We start from the raw sequence: 19,163 nt of genomic DNA on the forward strand, positions 1-19,163 counted from the left end.
GATTCGACACCCATATCAAAACCGGTAACTCTCAACCTTTCAAGGTCAAGTGTCAGATCAAGTCGCGACTAATACAAGTAAAAGCCGATTTTAGAATCGGCATTGTCAATGCTATAAATGATTTATTTTGATTGCGTTTTTTTATTTTTAATTATTACTAATGATTCGTTCGGGATGACTAGTGTTGTGTGTTTATCATTTTGAGGTGAAATGACGGTTGATTTTCCTGGGCCAGTAAATACTGCATTAAAGTTTGTGTATTTTAAATATTCATCACCAAAATCACTATGTGACCCATTAAACCCATACTCTTTTGCGTATGCAATGTAAGGTTTCTTTAAGTGGATAGTAATATGTTCTTGTCTGATATTTAATAATCTCATTGTTCCATTCATTAAGCTTGTGTTTGCGCCACTTAACAATAGAGGAAGGATGAATAGCGTCATTAGGCTGATTGATTTTTGTCTTTCCGAACTAAATATATCATTAAGACCATTCCATCCTAGTGCACAAAAAAGAGTTGTTGATAGTAATGAAATAATTCCTTTTAGATCAAATTTCGATATTTGATCTACTGACATGAGTAAAATCCATATTGTACCAATAGTTCCTAGTAGCCACATGACTGGCTCTGTTTTTACCTTGAAGTCTAAGGCGTCATTTAAGATGTTTTTAACTCCAAACTTACCTTCTATGAAATTTAGTAAATTATTTAGTGGTTTCCAAATTAGTCGGTTCGTTACAGTTAGACCAGCGCAAGTCATGACACCAATGAAAATGATATACAGCATGCCAAATGTTGCGGCTATGCTTATTAAATATAAACCATCTCCAATGCTTATGTCGTATGCGAAGTAGCCTATTGTATGAAAATACATCATTAAAATAATCCCACCTACAAGTATGCTAAGTGGGGCTAATGATTTGATCATTTTATTCGATTTATCTATAAGGGTTACAATCATTCTAAACTCCTTTTTAATACCAGTGATAATAGCGAATCATGTTGTTCGCAGAATTATATAGTATTTAGATTTAAGCATCAGGTTGGAGTATTACTATACGAAAAATAGGTATTGCTGGTCTCGAATGTCTGAAGTAGGATAGGGTTGTAACTTGTTGTCTTTCTGACAACTGCCAATGCCCTGGTGATTTGAGAAGGGCGCCTTCGGGTAATCACAATGCCAATGCCATCATAACCTGAGAGATGGCGCTCTTGAGCGGTTTAAGTCTGTTAACCTTTGCGAACAGATGCCTGGCTTTAACAGGTAAAGGTCTCTTCAACGCCGCTGCATCCGCAGCTTCAGTTTTCGATTCATCAACGTAATCCACTTTTACAGGATTTTTCTTCTGCACGGGCATTCTTGCCTATACCACTTAACCCCTAGGGACTACGTCCCTTGAGGGCTGGTTCCACTACTTTCGATGGAGCCTCCTATGTCTGTATTCGACATTACTGTTACGCATATTTTGGAGAAAACTCATTCAGCAACTGAATTCATTTTCATGGTTTCTGAAGTTGAAGGGATCCTGCAGACTGCCACCGCATTGACCACTTCAGGTGTACCTGATTCTTTCAACGAGGACGGTTGGCCAGATCGCGATTTTCATGCGATTTCCCTGGCTGAAAGTTTCGGTGAAGCTCTGGAGCGTCAGCTTATCCCCGCACCCTTACTTTGTTATGTTGAGGATGTAATCAAACAGGGAATTCGCTATGACGCTGAGAGTGGTTCGAATGCGTGGAACTATGGTTTCCGTTTAGGAACTCAACGTGTACGTGAAGAATTCTACGAAGATTAATTTTACATGTAGCTCTTTCTGACTTTACCAACCCATGCGGGGAAACCCCCCGCATCGCGGTAAAGGTTTCTCCGCCTTTATTGATGGAGAAACACAATGAGTCTGATGCTCATCCTGATAACCAGAGCGGCATCCGTTCTGAAACAGTTTTCTAAGGCACGTCAACAGCCTTCAGGCGTCTGGATTGTCAACAGGTCGAAGCACAGCAGCTTCCGACCAGAGGTCATCCAGGAGGAGGAGGGTTTTACCGCCGTCATTGCACGTCGCACGGGTTACAGTTCTCTTGACTGGACCTATCAACGATGTGCCACTGCAGGCTGGTACCCGTCTTACCGTCAGGCAATGAGAGCCGGCCGTCTAATGGCCCAACAATTTGCTGACTTACGCTACCGTTTCGACTAATTCATTCCTGATTTTTTTACCCACTTCCCTGGGGAGGCTTCCCTCCAGGGGAGTACTCCTCCTTAAAATTTGAGGAGTCTATATGATTCGCTTTACGTCAACTGAACTTCGTCCTCTGCTATCACAACGTGGCGGTATGCAAAGGCCACTGTTGCTTGAGAAAAACCACGGTATATATCTCACGGTGATGGATGACAAAAATCCCGGAGAATGGCTCAAAGCATGGGCGGAAGGTTGTGATCCCTCCAAAGATGAAAACTGGTCAGAAAATGCTGATTTGTTAATCCCTGAGAAGGAATACTCCTTCAAGACCTTCATGGAACAAAGCAAATTCGACGCGGTACTGAACGAACAGCACGATCTTTTTATGATGCCGTCGAATGGCCCGGTGGGTACAGGTATGACAATTCGTAAAGAGACCCGTCCGCCTGAAAAGGCGTATGTTCTTGTTGATGAGTACCGCAATAATATCTGCTGGCTCTATGATCAGTCTCTCCGACATTTGCCCGCCTGTGTGAATAACGCTGAACGTCTTAGCTGGCGCTCACAGGCATTGTACGTACTTGACAGGGTTATACGTCTGGACTGCAAACGGGCAAAACAGGCTGACCGCGAGATGTTTGCGAATGCTGTTCGCAGCGTTCGCGATAGTGTCAGTGAGGTTATGTCTGATGGTTCATTACGTTACTCCGGTAACCGCTGTTGATGATCCGGCACGCTGTTTAACAAATTCACTGCAGCTCGCCGCTGCAATTTTCCGGCAGGGACTTTCCCTGACCGGGAGGTCTCTGCTCTGCTGATTTATTGAAGGGTAGCAGTATGGGACTTGAAGTATTTCTTCTCAAAGAGTCAAAAGCACTGGCTTTGCCGGTGAACCATTCACCTGACTCTCAGGTCTGGATGCCAGCAGGGAAATGGCTGTGTTGTTCTGAAAAATGGCGTCAGTCCGGGGGCATTTGTGGGTTGGCCGCCCGGATAGACTGCCAGGCTACGGGGCAACATTTTCATCCACCGGTGCCCGAGCATCTGGTTTTCTTCGGGGACAATACTGAACTCTTTAACTGGGTACACCAGAACGTTCAGGCTTTTAACTACAGGGGAAGCGCGAAAGTGCGTCTTTTGCGAAAACACCTTGCATACATGATTCAGACATTACCCGACGTCACCCTGGTTGATAACTGGGGACCGGCACTCCTTAACGCATTTGATTTTGAGCATGACGAACTTTATTTCGTGGCCCTGGGCTTTCCAGCGAACGGCATAAAACGTTAACTCACCCATTTCACTTCCGATGGTGCATCTCTCCGCCATCGGCAGGGATGCGCCCGTTCATCAGGTACATCTCTATGAAAAATAACGTGCGCCGCCACAAGGCGCCGGCAATTAAACAGAATGACCTTTATCAGCAGGTCACAGATAAAATCATCGCGGCCCTTGAAAAGGGAACGCCTCCGTGGCGCAGGCCATGGCGTTCTGCACAGCATGTTCATGGCAATGCGCTACCTGTTAACGCCACCACCGGTCGCCACTACAGCGGTGTGAATATCCCGCTGCTCTGGATGTCAGCAGAGGAGAGAGGGTTTACTTCTGATCGCTGGCTGACATATCAGCAGGCAAAAGCGGTGGGTGGTCAGATTCGCAGGGGAGAAACCTGCACACTGGCCATCATCTTTAAACCGTTTGAAAAACAGGCGTCGGATCTGAATGACAATCTGTTGTTTGATGCAGAGGGAAAGCCGGTGATGGAATCGCTGGCGATGCTCAAACCCTTGCAACTTTTCAATGTGGCACAGTGTGATGGCCTGTCTGAGGCCGTCACCGGCACGGGACAGGAGACAAATAATGGACCTGTTTTGTCGCTCTCCGAAGACCAGCTCGGAAAGGTTTTGACGATCCTCAATGCCACCGGTGTGGTCTGTTCGTCGTACCGGCAGAACAGGGCCTACTATCAACCGTCAACTGACAGGATAGTGATGCCCAGTACTCCTCAGTTTGAGACTGAAAGTGATTACTGGTCCACGTTACTTCATGAGCTCGTGCATGCCAGTGGCCACAGCAAACGACTGAACCGTGAGGGGATAACGTCTTCTTCACGTAAGTTTGGTGATCCGGTCTATGCGTTTGAAGAGCTCATCGCGGAAACCGGCAGCGCTTTTCTCTGTGCTGAGCTCGGTATTCTGGGTGAGGTACAACACGAAAGTTATCTTGCCGGCTGGCTGAAGACGCTGCGGGAAGACAAACGTGCCATTTTCCGGGTCTGCCGGTTTGCCCGGGAAGCATCGGAATATCTACTGAGCCCGCTGCATCAACGTGCAGAACAGGCGGCTTAATCTGAACTAACGGCTCCGGCCGTCAATCCCCCTGAGGGCATCTTCCTCAGGGAGATGCCCTCTTTTATTTTCATAAATTGAGGAAATTTACATGTTTTCATGGTGCAACAATCGTCTTGAAATTACCGCGTCATCTGCCCGCATTGAGGACGTCCAGTCCTGGATTAACGGTACAGAAACGCCGCGTTACCGCCACGCTGTCCAGCAGGCAATAAAGCTCTTTCTGGCAGGCTGCAGCGGAATACTGAAACCCGTCAAAGCAACGGAATTTAAGCCGTATCCGTTGCTGACATCGAATGGCACGGGGGCATCAACCTCGACCAACCAGGCCTTCCAGCACTTCGTTGAGATGCTGGAGAGCAATGTGTGGCTGGATAAGGCTACCCTTACACGTCTTGAACGTATTTACCTGCAGTCAGGGATAGGCGCGCTGAAGTGGGAAAACATCTCTTACAGTGCCAAGCAGCAAATGACAAACCTGATAGCGTTGCACTACGCCGACTGGTTTGGGGTTGCAGGCGACAACGGTATGTTCGATCCGCAGGAGCGCTGGGAGTATCTCAGTATCCTGCCGGAATCCACCTGCCCCTGTGACATGCTGATCGTGATGGCATCGCGTCTAATGACTGAGCTGAACGGCACTGGTGGTTTATTCCGCGGGGTACCGACGACAACTGAGTTGTACACGCAACTGTTCGGCACGGAGTTTCCGGCCGGACATCAGGTGCGCTGGACCCGGGAAAGCCTCAACACCCTGGTTCTGACGTTCACATCCCCCTGGTACCCGCCGTCAGGTGAGGTGATGGGGGAGCTGTCCGGGCTATTCGATGCCGAAATTCGGCATTCGTGGCATTCTCCGGAGGCGAAGCTCGCCGGTTACAACTGCTTTGACAGGGGAGACCATGTTGACAGCGGTACAGGCCCGGAAGAGCCACAGCCAGAAGGTGCCCGAATGTACCTGGTGACGCCTGAACCGGCACCGGTATCCACGCCGGTGACATATGGCAGTCTGAGAGCCTGATTTTCACCATACCGGCCACAACGTAAGTTGTGGCCTTTTTTGCCTTCAGGGGAAACACCGTTTCCCCTTTTCATGGGCTGCGTGTTTCCTCCGACCGGAGACATGCATGAACACCGTTACCAACCACGAAAAAGCCTTTATTTCACTCTTTAATCAGACGGCGCGCTACCACCATCGATACCAGGTATTTGAAGACTTCATCAGCTGCAGCGTCATTGCGCTGCAGAATGGTCTCCAGTTCTGCGAGAAGCGGGAAGAGAAGTACATGCGCATCGTCAGTCGGTATGAGAAAGGTGATATGCAACGTATGGCACAACTGCTGGCCCACGTTGTAAACGGACTGGAATATTCGCCCGGGGACTTCCTGGGCAGTATCTTCATGCAGCTCGATTTGGGGGATAAATACCGCGGCCAGTTTTTTACGCCGTGGAGTGTGGGCCTGATGATGGCCAGACTTCAGCTCGGTGTGGTGGAAGAGCAGTTCAGGGATAAACCCTTTATTACGTTATCAGAACCGGCCTGCGGCGCCGGCTGTATGGCCCTGGCATTTGCCTGGGTGTTACGCGAGGCGGGTTATTCGCCGCATCGGTACCTGTGGGTGTCGGCCACGGACATTGATCCGCTGGCAGCCGGCATGGCGTATATACAACTTTCGTTAATCGGTGTCCCCGGAGAAGTGGTTATTGGTAATTCTCTGAGTGGCGAACGCCGGCGTGTGCTTTATACACCGGTTCATCTTCTGGAGAACTGGACATATCGTCTTCAGCAACGAATGGATGAAGCAATGGCAATCGAGTAATAACAAACAGAAAGGCCACGTTCACGTGGCCTTTACTTTTGAGTTCTTAAAGAGGCTCATAATTATCAACCAGAGATTACGGGTCCCAGTCCCCGGACAAGCCATATCAAAATTGGAATGATGTAGCTAAAAGCAAAGCAAAAGTTAAATAAATCGAAGATTCTGTCATTGAAGAGGGTTGTGTCCCAAAAGATGAATGTTACAAACGCTGCATAGACAATGGCAATAATATAACCGATGACAGGGGTAAGCATCGTCATGAGTCGTAAAAGTAATCGGTCACTGGTAATGTTTGTATAAATCCCAAATGCAATCATAACTACGATTGTAAAAAGGATCATGGCCCGCCAGCTATTGTAATCCGAAGGGAATTTATTTTGGCCCATCATCATGAACCAAAATAGTAATTCCGTACCGTATATGGCCAATGGGATGATAAGCAAAATACAGTTTGCGAACCTTTTGTTTATTTTCATTATTATCCTTATCAGAATATGAATTCTGGTGTTCTGAATTACACAAAGTATTCATCGTTGATTATGGTAATGGCTCATCGAGATTCATGGCTATCATAGTAAGGGTCTATCGTCCATGAACCGTGCCTGCCTGCAACGGTTGCTGGTCTCTTCCGGGCTAAATGAAAAAAAGAACGGAGAGGGATTTCACGGGACAGCAAAAGTCTGGTGAGCCTGAATTCATAAATGACGATGGAGTAAAAAGTCATGCCGTACTCTTCGATGCGTTCGGATCAACTCGATTAATCGCGCCCTCAACAAAATGGTAAACTTGCTGACACTCTTCTTCGTTTAACTCCCTTCCGAGCTCGAATTCGATTGAATCGACAACCAGTGAGACATAACCCTCCACCGAACGGAACATTGCATCGTAAATAACTGAATCAGTTAAACTGTTCATAGGGCACCTCATGTGTGGATGTGGTTGCATTAAGGCGTAACGGAGCGCTCCCGGCGTGTCACAATATCGCTGTTGTATCGCGCCGGATGAACGCCATCAGGTCCCGCGTTGATGACGACAAATTCACAATTACCAGTGCACAGGCCCGCCATCCTGAGATTGACACCACTGCTACAGTGAGGGGCAGACAACAGAAGAACGTTGGAGAATTTGCTTTTAGCCGTGTCGATAGCTGCACTGATATTCTCCAGATCAGAACACTGATTGCTGGCTCCGCTGGATAGAACAACATCCCCCCCCGGTTTGAATTGCTCTACCATCTGCCTGACTTTGCCAGGCGATGCTCCTATTTTTGTTGTTCCGCGGCCTGATGCCGCAATTTTGTAGCCATGAGCTATTGAGTCACCGATGAAAATCGTATTACCCCACGCCGGGGAGCACATCAGAAGCATCAAACAGAGGCAACAGAGGCGCTTTTTTTGTGTCATTTGGGTTGCCATAAATCCTCTCCCAGGCGGCTTTCAAGTTCCGCGATGCGCCTGGCTTGCTTAGTGATCAACTCTTTATCCGCTTCCTGCTCAGCCAGCAGGGAGAGGATGGCAGCAGGGTTAGCCTGAGTAATAAAACGCATATCGTTTTCCGCGTTAGGCCCATTCACCGTTGCCAGCAGTCGGTCTAAACCGGTTCGGTAGCACTGAATGCTAAAACCAAAATTACTATCGGGCGTCCAGTCGCCTGTTGTTGCTGCCAGCGCAGACGCTTTGAGTGCCTGAAACCTTTCACCGCTAATCATTCCAGCCCCCCGACCACTTCAGGTATTTGTTTCCAGAGGCGGGATGTCCATTCCGGTTTCAGGTGTTCCGGGTTTGAGGAACGATAGGTGGCCATTATCGTGCTACCTTTTCCACTGTTGCTGATTTCTATGGTTAATCGATCATTACCGGCCCAGTTCCGGCTCATACGATAATAAGAGCCGGGTTGAGCAGACCAGCTCGCTCCTTCCGAAATTGCAGAGGCTGACCAGCCTGCGTTTCCCTGGCCGTTATTGCGTGCTGCAGCGACATCAGCATCTGACGTAAAGTTGTAATGCTGTTTAAGACGCATTGCAGCCACGTCGACATTGACAGGCAGCGTGTAGGTTTTGACAACGTCATTTCTAATCCCGGGTATTGAAGCTTTTTGTTGAGACTCTGACGCTGTCGGGTTTTGAGTACCGATAAGTTGCTGCAGTTGATTAATCTGGTGATTAATCTGGTTTTGGCTGCAACCTGATGCTACCAGGGCGAACAGGAGTGCACTAAGACGAAGCGAAGGGTTTTTCATGTGTAACTCCGAAACGTTAAATGATGTGGGGCGCAACAATCCTGGTGCGCCCCTGAGTGGGTCAGAAAGTGAACTGCATTTGGGCAACGGCACCGTATGTGCGATCGGTGCCGGCGATACCGGTAATGTCGAGGTGCACTACGTCGAAGGGGGAGAAGCCCAGACCTGCAGTAAAAGCAGATCCATCATTTGAGATGATGTTCTGGCGATAACCTGCGCGGACCTGCATCCAGCTCCAGGCGTTCAGTTCAGCACCGAGGCTGGCAAACTGCCGTTTTTTGTCGCTGGTAAAGCCGCTGGCCTCCGTCAGATCCACATCCAGGGCTGTGGTGATGAAGCGGTTGTGCCATGCCGCACCGGCTGTGGCCTGCGTGCGGACTTTGAACGTTTCCTTTTCACCATTGATTGCTTTGGTATCAACAGAACGTGGAATGATGTTCTGAACTGCCAGACCGAGTGTCCAGTTGTCGCTCAGGTCGGTGGCCATCCCCAAATCTGCGTTAAAGCCGGTTTTGGTATTGTGGTAATCACTGGAATTGATGTCGTTTTTATCGAAATCCTGTACGGAGACGTTGTAGTTAAAGAGGTCAATACGCTGATATTTCGGGGTGATACCTAAAGACCAGGATTGCCCTGCGGTTTCAAACTGGTGGGCCATTGCGATCCCCACATCGGTGATAACAGCAGCTCGTCCGTGAGCTCTTGAGGTCAGAGAATCTGTATCAACAGAAGATGCCGGGAGGGTGCCATCAGCGACGTTGTCCAGATACTGCAGATCGTGGTCCGAGACTTTACCTTCAACAGACACGGTGCCCCAGGATTTCACCACAACGGCAAACGGAAGGGTCTTGTTTGGCACGGTGGCCACAATGGAGGCTCCCACCTGGCCGTTGGCCTGCGTGTCTTTTAAGTCTTTCAGTTTACTTTTCAGAGCGGCAGCGCTTTCACTGACACCAGTCTGGCTGTCTACTGCGGTGTCAAAACGGTTCCACAGGTCTTTCACATCATCCGCTCTATCCACGGTATTATTCGGATCAGAAACCTGTGCGCCAACAGAAGGCAGGACAATGCTGAAGTCATCAGTCGCACCGAAATGAGTCAGCAGAGCGGGGTTGGACAGGGCTGCAGTACCGTAGTGGCTGGATGCCACGCCTGTACCCCCCATAGCGTCGCTGCGGGCCTCCATATAACTTGTGGCTGCGTGGACTGATGTGGCACCGGTGGCAAGCAGAACGAGTGAAATACAACGAGCAATAATTGAAGCTTTCATCATTTATTTCCTTTTCAATTTCGGTTTTTTAGGCAAAAGAATCCCTGACGCATGCGCGTCAAAAAATATATAATTCTCAGTTAAATTATTTAGATGCTGTTGATATAATTTCTTCTGCTATTTTTCTCCATTCATCATTAATAAATTCATCCGGATTGAGTAATGGAGTCCGGTTTGCTGTACTCCATAAGTTTTGGCAATGTTTCCCTTCAGTACTACGGATTATTCTTTGTATTTGCCTTAAGGCCGATACAGGGAGTATTTCTCCTGTTTTAAGGGTGTTTAGTATCTGGCCTGATGCAAGATACATATCCAGCCTTGAAATTCTTTCTGCCTGAAGAAGAAGTCCACACATACCCAGGAATGAATCAAAATCTTCACGTGTTTTTTCTGTCACTGGACAATATCCAGCGCATTCAACTATCCGTATCGTTATGTTATTAATAATGCGGTAACGCCGGATGAAAATGAAAATATCTTCCAGCTCACAACCCTGTATATCCATTTCCCTGACAAAAACGACATCCGGACGGGTTAAAATATTTACGGGGTCGGATTCCCTGATTCTATTTTTCAGTACACGGGTGGCCTGAAACCAGTCATTAAAGACTGTCAGATGATTAACGGGGCGGGATGCCGTTCCGTCAAGCCATTCGACACTGACATAAAACCATTCAGACAATTTTTTCAGCAAGGGAGCAGTCAGGCAGTCCATGGTGCTTTCGCGACTTTCCAGCACACTCAGGCCAATATTCCAGTCTGAGAGTAGACGTGCAACATTAGTTGCAGTGAGTTTGTGTTCATCCATAAGCAGCCAGAATCGTTCAATAATACGGGTCACGGAAGCCTGCCGGGGAGTAAGGGTTTCACGCATAATGCCTTCCACCAGGAGGTTTACCAGCTCAGCAGATGAGATGCCCAGACGGCCTGATACCAGAGTGATAAATTCCCGCACTGCAGGTTTAAAGCGAATGGCCAGAGGGCTGCCTGAGGTCTTCTTTCCTTCGGAAAGTTGTGCCAGCAATTTATCAATTTCTTCATCCCTTCCGGTTGCCATGCTGGAAAAAATGGAGGTGATATTCAGATTCATATAGAGTCCTGGTGTTAGCTAACTTGCTAAATTATATGCGTTAATTATCATGTATCCGGTGTGAATACGTTACGCCCGGAAGCCGCATCTGTATAACGGAATAAATCGATCGTTCAGATCGAATACACACATGTATTCATGTATTCACTCTGAACCCTGAGGTGAATCAGCAACACCGAAAACTATAAATCCCGTTTTAAAGATTTTTTACGAATGACCAGAACGGGCCATTTTTCCCGGTTAACGTCTACCCAGTGCCACTGTGTGAACAACACTTCCAGCTGAAGAATTGCCCGGGCAGTGGGTTTAAACGGGACACTGGTCAGCCTGAACTGGTACCTGCCCGGGGGCAGTGTGGACAGAATTCGCTGTGCGCGATGATTTGTCAGTAAATGAGAGGCAATGACCACGGAGCCTTTGCTGGACCTCAGAGCATTTCCCAGCGTCTCAAAGAGGCCATCCCAGAACCAGATGACGCGTTGCTGGGGGAGTCTGACTGTACTTTGCCAGGGTGACAGGTGAATAAAGATACGTTGACCATTTTTGTGCCGGCTCTGGATGCAGGCGCTGTTATCCAGTCTGGAACGGACGCTGTTTATGCCTTTCAGAAGGAAAGGGGTGTTGGCCTGAATAAACCAGATAATCAGCGTCCCGGTTGTATGACCGGACCCGGTAATGATGAAACTTAATATCCCGCAAAAACAAATCCAGGTGAGAGCAATAGATATAAGTGTGAGACGTTGCATTGGTTTTCCAGGGCATGATTGGCATGCGCTAAAGGAAACATTTCCTGGCGATTTGCTCCGCTGAAAATTGTGAATCCGCACTGGATAATTTGTTCAATGAGTTAATGTCATTCGGGTTAAACAGAGTTTTCACTTGGAAAATGCATGCACCCACTTAGCGTTACATCATTTTGATGAACCGGGTAGCGGGGGAGCACATGTTCAGAAAACTGAAATTAGGATGGCTGTCAGGTAACGGTGGTGCTCCGGTACCGAAAATTCATTCTCAGTCAGGAGCTTCTGCAGGCGTCAGAGCAAAGGACGGAGGATTCTGGCAGGTGCTCGATGCCCACGGGCTGCTGGATACACCAGAAAGACGAAAACTGGTCAGGATGCTTCGTGAAAACTGCCCCTTCTCAGAAAAAGTGTTAGACGCATGGTGGCTTGAGCCGTTGCACCAACTTGCCACTCGGGTGCAGGGTGCGCCGGCAGCGTGGACAGGCTCGTATTCACACCAGGGAGGATTTTTAGACTTCAGCCTGAATGTGGCGGTCAGAGCCATCAGGCTGGTCAGGGGAATGATGCTGCCACCAGGTGCAACGCCTGAAGAACAGGCTGAGCAGTCCTCGGCATGGGTATGTGCAGTTTACTGGGCCGCGCTTTTTCATCATCTGGGCTGGTTATCGGGAATTGAAGGGGGCACTGAAAATGGCCAGTCCTGGTATCCCGGAATGTCAGTACCGGCAGGAGCCTGGCGTATTCGCCGTGCAACCGGTGAATGTTCATCAATGAATGCAATCTACATAGCCAGCAGATTATTACCAGAAACTGGCGTTCTCTGGATCCAACGCTGGCCAGCGCTTTCTGAAGCCCTGTTTATTTACCTGAGTGGTGCTAAATCTGAATCGGGAATTTTAAACAGCATTGTTGCCGATGCACTGTCAGGATGTGGGTTAGAAAGCAACCCTAAAGGGGTAGAGGTCCTGGTGAATAATACCGGAATGTTAATAAACGGTAACGTACTGAAAAACGAAGATATATCCCCAAAATTATCTGATATTGAGAGTGCTCCATTGTCCAGTCAGGAGAGTATTGAGCCCTCTTCAGAAATAATGGGAATCATTACGAATCAGTATGATAGCGCTCAACAAGGACAACCAGAAAGTGCGGTTTTAGTTAAGGGAAACGAGGCAGCTACGTCTCTCAACTCTTCAAACCCCGTTACAGAGTCTCTGGCTCTCATTTCTGCATTTGAAAACAGTGAGGAAAATTCTGCCAGTACTGAGCAAACAGGAGACAGCACGGCCAGGGCCTTGCCTGCCAGCGAACTTCTTGGCGTGCTTGATCAGCAGATGATGGGTAGCGTCCGGGTTGATTCATCAGCGTCAGCTGATGCAGCTGCTGCGAATGACTCTATACCGGAAAATAATACTGAGGACCAGCAAAATGCAGTGCCGAACATAGGTGCACATGATTCATCGGGTGTGGCATTTTTTGACTGGCTAAAGCGCTCTGTTGAGGATGGTTCAGTTACCGTCAATGAAAGCGACAGTTTATTGCATGTACTTGCTGGTTACGTGTTTATGAACTCTCCGGATTGTTTTTACAGATTTATAGCAACTTTACCGGAAGGGAATCACGATAAATCTCAAATACAGAAGAGTTTCGAAGATTTAAATATTCATCATTTACGAAATGGTAAGGGTTTATACCTTTACCATAAATATGACGCACCGGATAAAACCGGGCGGTTTACCAAAATGTCCGGTTATATGATTCTACCCGGCATTATATTCAAGCAAGGGAGCTGTCCTGAAGACAGCATATGGTTATCACCAAAGAATTAGTTTCTGATAATTCAGGAATATAATGATTTAGAGGTAGTTATGAAAATTAACACACTAGAAGATGTGCTTACTGACTATTTTTTCAGTAAGACTCTTCGCCCTGCAACTGAGTGGAGTTATAGAAAAGTCGTCAAATCCTTTCTGGGTTTTGCCGGAGGCGACATCCAGCTAAATGACGTCGATAAAAAACTGGTTCTGACCTGGCGGCGTAGCGTTATAGCAGACAATACGCTGAGTAAGCGAACATGGAATAATAAAGTGGCTCATATGAGAGCGATTTTTAACCATGCTATTGCCCAGGGGTATTTTTCATATCGGGAGAATCCCTTTAATGGCGCGATTGCCCGTCCCGATGTGAAAAGAAAAAAGACCTTGTCGGATATGCAGATAAAAAAAATTTATCTTCTGATGGAGCAAATGGAACAGGATGAACGTTCAGGAAAAGCAGAAGGCCGACGTAACGCTCTTAGACCGGCATGGTTCTGGTTAACTGCGTTGGATACCCTGAACAGAACCGGGATGCGACAGAATCAATTACTGCATATCCGTCTCAGTGACGTTGATTTGGATAACGGCTGGATAAACCTGAGGCCAGAAGGTTCAAAGAACCATAAGGAGCATCGTGTACCCATTACTGCGAAGTTAAGGCCGAGGATTGAATATCTTTTTAATAAGTCGGTTGAGTGTGGAGCTGAAATGAATGATCAGTTATTCAACATTTCGCATTTCGATGGTGCCCGAAAAGTCCAGTCAGACAACATGGATCACCCGCCATTACGAGCATTTTTCCGCAGGCTTTCAAAAGAATGTGGTTTTACAGTGAGCCCTCATCGATTCAGACACACCATTGCAACGAACCTGATGGCCCAGCCTGATCGTAATATTAAAATGGCGCAGGAGCTGCTCGGGCATTCAACGCCGGCAGTGACACTGGAATATGTTGAAACTGATCTCAACAGGGTGAGGATGATGCTTGAAGAGATGGAGGCAGCTTAACCGCATTACTTAAGTTAAATACAGCTGAACAGGATCAAAAAGAGGAGAAATTATGGTGGTTTTATTTACAGAAGATTGACACAGGAATCATCTGAGGGTAAATACTTTGCCTGAAGTATTTATATGGACGTGAGAAATCCAGAGGATGCGATAACATCCTCCGGATTTAAGTCCCGTGTTCAACGGTGATGCGGTAAGCAAAGTACCTTCATCATGTTGGGGACCACTTGTCTTGCCCGTTAAGGATCTCAACCCTTAACGAACAGGCTCTGAAGAAGTGGTGCCCGGACTCGGAATCGAACCAAGGACACGGGGATTTTCAATCCCCTGCTCTACCGACTGAGCTATCCGGGCAACGGGGCGCATTAAACCTTAATCGCTGTAAGGCGTCAACATTATTTCCCAAAATGCCGGTTGGTTGCTCAACATTGCGGCGATTTGCCTGATTCTGCAGCGCCTGGAGGGCAATCAGGTTAAGGCGCCGCCCTGGCGGCAAAAGGCAAAACGCAGAATATCTTCGGCCAGTCGCTGGGCAGTATCCACATCGGCCTGGCTACGATTGACCAGCATCCGGCTCAGGCCGCCTTCCAGCACCAGCTCCATCTGTTTGGCAACCATGGTCGGGTCATCCACTTCCAGTTGGGTCAGCAGGTCGTGGGTAAAGGCGAATGCCGCTTGTTTTTGCTGCTCGGCCAGCTGGTGTACCGGATGATCGCGATCCGGGTAAAAGGTGCAGGCGGCAATGAACAAACAGCCGGGATAGCGATTATTGCTGACGCATTCGGTTAACGCGCCATAGCGGGCCAGCAGTTTTTGCTCTTTAGTCAGCTCCTCGTTGAGCAGCAGTTGCCTGCGCCAGATCTCCACCTGCTGGCTGAGATGGCGTAGCGCATCATAAAAAAGCGCGTCTTTGTCCGGCCAGAAGCGCTGAAATTCCTCCAGCGAGCAGGGAATACTCTCGGCGACCATTTCCGGTGTGGTATCAGCAATGCCTTTCAATTCAAATAATTGAAGCGTCTGATTTAAAACATCTTCGCGTTGCACGGTAAATTCCTCCGTCTTCAGAAACCAGCTTCCCCACCAAGTGTTGTTTACGGGGCCAGATTGCGCAAATGCCCGACAAAAGCTGGCGCATCCATAAACCCGGTGACGCGCTGCGCCGGGTGTTGTTGGCCCTGCGCATCAAAAAACACAATGGTCGGTAAACCCAGAACCTGTAAATGTTGCAACAGGGCTTTATCCTGCGCGTCGTTTGCCGTGACATCGGCCTGCAATAACAGCGTATTTTGCAGGGCGGCCTGCACCTGTTTATCGCTAAAGGTGTACTTCTCAAACTCCTTGCAGGCTACACACCAGTCGGCGTACAGATCCAGCATCACCGGGCGGCCGTTGGCCTGCGCCAGCGCCTGGTTAAGATCATCCACCGTTTTGATGGTTGTGAAAGGCAGATGCGCCTGACTTTGCGCGGTGGGCTGCCCGAAGGCCCAGTCCTGAAGCGGACGCGCGCATACCAGCGCCGCGCCCAGCAGCAGGATCTGCGCGATGCGCATTACGGGGCGCGTGGCTCCCAGGCTTGTAATAAACGCCCAGGCGAAGAACGCCACGCCGAGCAGTGACCAGAGACGTAATCCCCAGTCATCCCCCACAACGCGCTCCAGCAGGAACACGGGCAGGGCGAGGATCACAAAGCCGAAGGCGATTTTGACCAGCGCCATCCACGGGCCGCTTTTCGGCAGCAGACGGTTGCCAAAGACGGCGACCAGAATCAGCGGTAACCCCATCCCCAGCGCATATAAATAAAGCGTGCCGCCGCCAAGCCACAGGTTACCGCTCTGGGCGATATACAGCAGGATGGCGCTCAGTGGTGCCGTGGTGCAGGGGGAACAAATCAGCCCGGCGATAGCTCCCATGATAAAGACGCCGCCTGCGGAGCCGCCCTGCTGGCGATTGCTCATTAATGTCAGGCGCGTTTGCAAAGCAGAGGGCAACTGCAGGCTGAACAGACCAAACATCGACAGCGCCAGCAGGATAAATACCACTGAGAGGCCGATAAGAACATACGGATGCTGGAGAGCGGCCTGGAACTGCAGCCCGGCGGCGGCCACCACAAGGCCAAGTGCGGTGTAGGTCAGCGCCATGCCCTGGACGTAGATAAACGCCAGCAGCAGCGCGCGGGCGGTAGACAGGCGCTGTTTGCCCCCCAGAACGATACCGGAGATCAAGGGGTACATCGGCAATACGCAGGGAGTAAAGGCCACGCCGATGCCGATCAGCAGCGCCCAGAGCGCGGAGAAGGGCAGGGCAGTGGAACCCGTGTCGGCGTTACCCCTCACCCCGGAAATGTTTTGTCCCCTCTCCTGGGGGAGAGGGTTAGGGTGAGGGCGAACCTCGCTCAGCGGGACGACTTTGGTTTCCGGCGGGTAGCAGAATCCGGCGTCGGCGCAGCCCTGGTAAGTCACCGTCAGCGTTGCCCCTTTTGCCGCCTGTTCAAGGCTGACAGGCAGGTTTAACCGCTGGCGGTAAATCTCACTCTTACCGAAAAACTCATCCTCATGGGATTCGCCAGCCGGGAGCTGTAGCGGCGCCAGACTGGCCTGTGCGGGCGTGAGTTTAATTTGCTGGCGATAGAGGTAGTAGCCCTCTTTTATCTGCCAGTTGAGGCTAAAGTCGCTTTGTTGTTGCTGAAAATCGAACATAAACGCCCGATCCGCAGGCACAAAATCCGAGCGTCCGGGGGCGTCAAAAAGGCCGGCAAGGGCAGGCGTACTGCATAACAGCAGAATCAGCGTAAAGATGCGTTGAGCCATGAGAGGTAATCAAAGTCTCCGTGGGTGACCGGTAGAGCAAGTAATTCTGGGGTCTGGTAAGGATGATGAGATTTCATGCAGGCGAAGAGGCCTTCCAGATGGGCGACGTCGCTTTTCAGCAGTAGCTGTACTTCGTATTCCTGTTCCAGCTTCCCTTCCCAGTAGTACATGGAGGTCGCGCCGGGGAGAATGGTCACGCAGGCGGCGTGTTTGTCGGCTAAGACTTTGGCCGCAAGCTCCTGGGCGGTGGCTTCATCCGGAGCGGTGCAGAGTACAACAACAGCATCAGGCGTGTTCATCGTAAACCTCTTGCAGGTGAAAAGAGGACTATACCACGCGCAATAAAATCGGGCCGCAGTGCGGCCCGGTTTTAACAATTTTTACATCAGAATGCCGCCAATCACGAAGCCCAGTAGCACGCAGAGTGAAATAGCGATAACCCCAGGAACAAGGAACGCGTGATTGAACACAAACTTACCTATGCGCGTGGAGCCCGTGTCATCCATCTCCACCGCTGCCAGTAGCGTCGGGTAGGTGGGGAGCACAAACAGCGCTGATACCGCCGCAAAGGAGGCAATGGCGGTCAGCGGGCTGACCCCCAGCAACAGGGCGGCGGGCATTAATGCCTTGGTGGTGGCTGCCTGCGAGTAAAGCAGGGTTGAGGCGAAAAACAGCACCACCGCCAGCAGCCACGGATAGTTGTTCAGCAGATTCCCTGCCACGGTCTGGATATCCTGAATGTGGTTTTTGACGAAAGTATCCCCAAGCCAGGCGACGCCAAGCACGCAAATACAGGCGCTCATCCCGGATTTAAAGGTACTGGCATTGAGGACCTCGCCGGTATCAATCTTGCAGGTCAGACAGATAAGCGTGGCGATGGTCAGCATAAACACCACGATGGCTTCGTTACGCGGCAGCACCGGGTTGCTGATAAGGCCGACATTCGGGCTGATGGCCGTGGCATACAGCATCACCGCGATAATCCCGACCAAAAACAACATCACCGAGCGTTTCGCATGAGGTTTGAGTTCAAACACCTGGCCGCCACGCAGTTTTACCTCGCCCTTCGCCAGACGCTCCTGGTAAACAGGGTCATCTTTTAGCTCGGCGCCGAGGAAGTTGCAGACGATGGCGGTCAACATTACCGCAATCAGGGTCACCGGAATACAGATGGCAAGCAGGGTCAGATAGCTCACCCCTAAAGGTTCGAGGATCCCGGCAAAGAAGACCACGGCGGCGGAGATAGGCGAGGCGGTGATGGCAATTTGCGAGGCCACGACGGCGATGGAGAGTGGGCGGGACGGGCGAATACCTTGCTCTTTCGCCACTTCGGTAATCACCGGCAGCGTGGAGAATGCCGTATGCCCGGTTCCTGCCAGAATAGTCATAAACCAGGTGACCAGCGGCGCGAGAAAAGTAATGTATTTCGGATGCCGACGCAGCAGCTTCTCTGCCAGGCTCACCAGGTAATCCATGCCACCTGCGACCTGCATAGCGGCAATGGAGGCGATAACGGCCATGATGATTTCAATGACGTCGAAGGGGATGGCGCCGGGCTTGATTTGAAAAAAGAGCGTCAGTACGAGCACCCCGAAGCCACCGGCAAAACCAATGCCGATGCCACCGAGTCTGGCTCCGAGGTAAATGGCTAGCAGGACGAGGACGAGTTCCGCAGCAAACATAATTGCCTTCCTTGTTGATGAAGTGATATGAATTTTGCTGCTGAAGGCCAAAAAAAAAGGCACGTCAGGGCTGACGTGCCTTCAGACTGCTGACAAAGTCCTGGCCGTGAGGCCGGGACTTTGATCTAATTAAGTCAGTGCAATTAACGGACTGAC

20 protein-coding genes and 1 tRNA gene are annotated in these 19,163 nt (G+C 49.7%); 9 read left to right on the forward strand and 12 right to left on the reverse strand.

Annotation, left to right across the window (positions count from 1 at the left end; genetic code table 11):
• Nucleotides 1–122: 122 nt before the first annotated feature.
• Nucleotides 123–965 (reverse strand): hypothetical protein, encoded by an 843-nt coding sequence (locus ACSZO4_RS18120; RefSeq protein ID WP_437890427.1) that lies wholly within the window; start codon nucleotides 963–965, stop codon nucleotides 123–125.
• A 211-nt stretch (nucleotides 966–1,176) separates the two neighbouring features.
• Nucleotides 1,177–1,356, reverse strand: a complete 180-nt coding sequence (locus ACSZO4_RS18125; protein ID WP_437890428.1) for a hypothetical protein — start codon at nucleotides 1,354–1,356, stop codon at nucleotides 1,177–1,179.
• Nucleotides 1,357–1,437: 81 nt separating this feature from the next.
• Here ACSZO4_RS18125 and ACSZO4_RS18130 point away from each other — a divergent pair, with 81 nt between their 5' ends.
• The 6 genes from ACSZO4_RS18130 (at nucleotide 1,438) to ACSZO4_RS18155 (ending at nucleotide 6,352) form a co-directional block, all read left to right on the forward strand.
• Complete coding sequence (locus tag ACSZO4_RS18130) at nucleotides 1,438–1,800, forward strand: hypothetical protein (protein WP_437890429.1); 363 nt, start codon at nucleotides 1,438–1,440, stop codon at nucleotides 1,798–1,800.
• Between the two features lie 484 nt (nucleotides 1,801–2,284).
• Nucleotides 2,285–2,908 (forward strand): hypothetical protein, encoded by a 624-nt coding sequence (locus tag ACSZO4_RS18135; RefSeq protein WP_437890430.1) that lies wholly within the window; start codon nucleotides 2,285–2,287, stop codon nucleotides 2,906–2,908.
• 113 nt (nucleotides 2,909–3,021) lie between these two features.
• Nucleotides 3,022–3,474 (forward strand): hypothetical protein, encoded by a 453-nt coding sequence (locus tag ACSZO4_RS18140; RefSeq protein ID WP_437890431.1) that lies wholly within the window; start codon nucleotides 3,022–3,024, stop codon nucleotides 3,472–3,474.
• Nucleotides 3,475–3,548: 74 nt separating this feature from the next.
• The gene (locus ACSZO4_RS18145; protein ID WP_437890432.1) at nucleotides 3,549–4,532 is read left to right on the forward strand and encodes an ArdC family protein; all 984 of its coding nucleotides are present in this window, start codon (nucleotides 3,549–3,551) and stop codon (nucleotides 4,530–4,532) included.
• Between the two features lie 91 nt (nucleotides 4,533–4,623).
• Nucleotides 4,624–5,553, forward strand: coding sequence for a DUF1281 domain-containing protein (locus ACSZO4_RS18150; RefSeq protein WP_437890433.1), 930 nt, complete (start codon nucleotides 4,624–4,626; stop codon nucleotides 5,551–5,553).
• 106 nt (nucleotides 5,554–5,659) lie between these two features.
• Complete coding sequence (locus tag ACSZO4_RS18155; protein WP_437890434.1) at nucleotides 5,660–6,352, forward strand: SAM-dependent DNA methyltransferase; 693 nt, start codon at nucleotides 5,660–5,662, stop codon at nucleotides 6,350–6,352.
• A gap of 944 nt (nucleotides 6,353–7,296) precedes the next feature.
• Here the strand turns inward: ACSZO4_RS18155 and ACSZO4_RS18160 are convergent.
• The 5 genes from ACSZO4_RS18160 to ACSZO4_RS18180 form a co-directional block, all read right to left on the reverse strand.
• Entirely contained in the window at nucleotides 7,297–7,767 is a 471-nt protein-coding gene (locus tag ACSZO4_RS18160) for a hypothetical protein (RefSeq protein ID WP_437890435.1), read from the reverse strand.
• A complete protein-coding gene (locus tag ACSZO4_RS18165; protein WP_437890436.1) occupies nucleotides 7,752–8,060 on the reverse strand; it encodes a hypothetical protein in 309 nt (102 codons plus the stop codon). Before ACSZO4_RS18165 ends, ACSZO4_RS18160 begins: the two co-directional genes overlap by 16 nt.
• Nucleotides 8,057–8,590, reverse strand: coding sequence for a hypothetical protein (locus tag ACSZO4_RS18170; protein ID WP_437890437.1), 534 nt, complete (start codon nucleotides 8,588–8,590; stop codon nucleotides 8,057–8,059). The genes ACSZO4_RS18165 and ACSZO4_RS18170 overlap by 4 nt, the downstream gene beginning before the upstream one ends.
• Before the next feature lie 61 nt (nucleotides 8,591–8,651).
• Nucleotides 8,652–9,863, reverse strand: coding sequence for a conjugal transfer protein TraF (locus ACSZO4_RS18175; protein ID WP_437890438.1), 1,212 nt, complete (start codon nucleotides 9,861–9,863; stop codon nucleotides 8,652–8,654).
• Between the two features lie 82 nt (nucleotides 9,864–9,945).
• Nucleotides 9,946–10,950, reverse strand: a complete 1,005-nt coding sequence (locus tag ACSZO4_RS18180) for a hypothetical protein (protein WP_437890439.1) — start codon at nucleotides 10,948–10,950, stop codon at nucleotides 9,946–9,948.
• 518 nt (nucleotides 10,951–11,468) lie between these two features.
• Here ACSZO4_RS18180 and ACSZO4_RS18185 point away from each other — a divergent pair.
• From ACSZO4_RS18185 to ACSZO4_RS18195, 3 genes are all read left to right on the forward strand, one after another.
• A complete protein-coding gene (locus ACSZO4_RS18185) occupies nucleotides 11,469–11,639 on the forward strand; it encodes a hypothetical protein (protein WP_437890440.1) in 171 nt (56 codons plus the stop codon).
• 254 nt (nucleotides 11,640–11,893) lie between these two features.
• Nucleotides 11,894–13,522: a TraI domain-containing protein gene (locus ACSZO4_RS18190; RefSeq protein WP_437890441.1), complete on the forward strand. Its 1,629-nt coding sequence runs from the start codon at nucleotides 11,894–11,896 to the stop codon at nucleotides 13,520–13,522.
• A 39-nt stretch (nucleotides 13,523–13,561) separates the two neighbouring features.
• On the forward strand, nucleotides 13,562–14,518 hold the full coding sequence (locus tag ACSZO4_RS18195; RefSeq protein WP_437890442.1) for a tyrosine-type recombinase/integrase: 957 nt from the start codon (nucleotides 13,562–13,564) through the stop codon (nucleotides 14,516–14,518).
• Nucleotides 14,519–14,796: 278 nt separating this feature from the next.
• On the opposite strand, the gene ACSZO4_RS18200 is transcribed toward ACSZO4_RS18195, so the two are convergent.
• The 5 genes from ACSZO4_RS18200 to ACSZO4_RS18220 form a co-directional block, all read right to left on the reverse strand.
• A tRNA-Phe gene (locus ACSZO4_RS18200) sits at nucleotides 14,797–14,872 on the reverse strand.
• A gap of 114 nt (nucleotides 14,873–14,986) precedes the next feature.
• Complete coding sequence (locus ACSZO4_RS18205; RefSeq protein ID WP_437890443.1) at nucleotides 14,987–15,562, reverse strand: transcriptional regulator; 576 nt, start codon at nucleotides 15,560–15,562, stop codon at nucleotides 14,987–14,989.
• Nucleotides 15,563–15,609: 47 nt separating this feature from the next.
• Entirely contained in the window at nucleotides 15,610–17,325 is a 1,716-nt protein-coding gene (locus ACSZO4_RS18210; protein ID WP_437890444.1) for a protein-disulfide reductase DsbD, read from the reverse strand.
• Nucleotides 17,301–17,624 carry a divalent cation tolerance protein CutA gene (cutA, locus tag ACSZO4_RS18215; RefSeq protein WP_437890445.1) on the reverse strand — a complete coding sequence of 108 codons (324 nt, stop codon included), beginning with the start codon at nucleotides 17,622–17,624 and terminating at the stop codon, nucleotides 17,301–17,303. The genes ACSZO4_RS18210 and cutA overlap by 25 nt, the downstream gene beginning before the upstream one ends.
• Nucleotides 17,625–17,705: 81 nt before the next feature.
• Nucleotides 17,706–19,007 carry an anaerobic C4-dicarboxylate transporter gene (locus ACSZO4_RS18220; RefSeq protein ID WP_437890446.1) on the reverse strand — a complete coding sequence of 434 codons (1,302 nt, stop codon included), beginning with the start codon at nucleotides 19,005–19,007 and terminating at the stop codon, nucleotides 17,706–17,708.
• Nucleotides 19,008–19,163: the final 156 nt, after the last annotated feature.

This window comes from Phytobacter sp. V91 (assembly GCF_965644225.1).
Classification (GTDB): Bacteria; Pseudomonadota; Gammaproteobacteria; order Enterobacterales; family Enterobacteriaceae; genus CBFFRJ01.

Bases quoted from the DNA above. Each gene is read 5' to 3' on its own strand.
- ACSZO4_RS18120 (WP_437890427.1), bottom strand. From the start codon at position 965: ATGATTGTAACCCTTATAGATAAATCGAATAAAATGATCAAATCATTA.
- ACSZO4_RS18130 (WP_437890429.1), top strand. From the start codon at position 1,438: ATGTCTGTATTCGACATTACTGTTACGCATATTTTGGAGAAAACTCAT.
- ACSZO4_RS18135 (WP_437890430.1), top strand. From the start codon at position 2,285: ATGATTCGCTTTACGTCAACTGAACTTCGTCCTCTGCTATCACAACGT.
- ACSZO4_RS18140 (WP_437890431.1), top strand. From the start codon at position 3,022: ATGGGACTTGAAGTATTTCTTCTCAAAGAGTCAAAAGCACTGGCTTTG.
- ACSZO4_RS18145 (WP_437890432.1), top strand. From the start codon at position 3,549: ATGAAAAATAACGTGCGCCGCCACAAGGCGCCGGCAATTAAACAGAAT.
- ACSZO4_RS18150 (WP_437890433.1), top strand. From the start codon at position 4,624: ATGTTTTCATGGTGCAACAATCGTCTTGAAATTACCGCGTCATCTGCC.
- ACSZO4_RS18155 (WP_437890434.1), top strand. From the start codon at position 5,660: ATGAACACCGTTACCAACCACGAAAAAGCCTTTATTTCACTCTTTAAT.
- ACSZO4_RS18160 (WP_437890435.1), bottom strand. From the start codon at position 7,767: ATGGCAACCCAAATGACACAAAAAAAGCGCCTCTGTTGCCTCTGTTTG.
- ACSZO4_RS18165 (WP_437890436.1), bottom strand. From the start codon at position 8,060: ATGATTAGCGGTGAAAGGTTTCAGGCACTCAAAGCGTCTGCGCTGGCA.
- ACSZO4_RS18170 (WP_437890437.1), bottom strand. From the start codon at position 8,590: ATGAAAAACCCTTCGCTTCGTCTTAGTGCACTCCTGTTCGCCCTGGTA.
- ACSZO4_RS18175 (WP_437890438.1), bottom strand. From the start codon at position 9,863: ATGATGAAAGCTTCAATTATTGCTCGTTGTATTTCACTCGTTCTGCTT.
- ACSZO4_RS18180 (WP_437890439.1), bottom strand. From the start codon at position 10,950: ATGAATCTGAATATCACCTCCATTTTTTCCAGCATGGCAACCGGAAGG.
- ACSZO4_RS18190 (WP_437890441.1), top strand. From the start codon at position 11,894: ATGTTCAGAAAACTGAAATTAGGATGGCTGTCAGGTAACGGTGGTGCT.
- ACSZO4_RS18195 (WP_437890442.1), top strand. From the start codon at position 13,562: ATGAAAATTAACACACTAGAAGATGTGCTTACTGACTATTTTTTCAGT.
- ACSZO4_RS18210 (WP_437890444.1), bottom strand. From the start codon at position 17,325: ATGGCTCAACGCATCTTTACGCTGATTCTGCTGTTATGCAGTACGCCT.
- cutA (WP_437890445.1), bottom strand. From the start codon at position 17,624: ATGAACACGCCTGATGCTGTTGTTGTACTCTGCACCGCTCCGGATGAA.
- ACSZO4_RS18220 (WP_437890446.1), bottom strand. From the start codon at position 19,007: ATGTTTGCTGCGGAACTCGTCCTCGTCCTGCTAGCCATTTACCTCGGA.